The sequence below is a fragment of the Streptomyces actuosus genome, from assembly GCF_016921115.1.
GTDB classification, from domain to species: domain Bacteria; phylum Actinomycetota; class Actinomycetes; order Streptomycetales; family Streptomycetaceae; genus Streptomyces; species Streptomyces actuosus_A.
The window spans coordinates 1-255 of record NZ_JAFFZS010000299.1 but is presented as its reverse complement, the minus strand read 5'-3'; the positions used below and the strand labels follow the sequence as shown (position 1 = coordinate 255).

Here is a 255-nt window from a genome sequence, read left to right as displayed (position 1 = left end):
TCCATGTTCGCGGACGGTTCCACCACGTTGTCACCTTCGAGAGCCGAGATCGGGATCGCGGTGACTTCGGGAACGCCCAGTTCGGTCGCGTACGCCGTGAACTCCTCGGCGATGGTGGCGAAGACGGTTTCCTGGTGGGCGACGAGGTCCATCTTGTTGACGGCGAGGACGACGTGGGGGACGCGGAGGAGGGCGGCGATGGCGGCGTGGCGGCGGGTCTGTTCGACGACGCCGTTGCGGGCGTCGACGAGGATG

1 protein-coding gene is annotated in these 255 nt (G+C 67.1%); it reads right to left on the bottom strand.

Annotated features, from left to right (window positions below):
* On the bottom strand, positions 1-255 hold a 255-nt coding region (locus JS756_RS36395), incomplete at both ends, for a GTP-binding protein (RefSeq protein WP_240204890.1).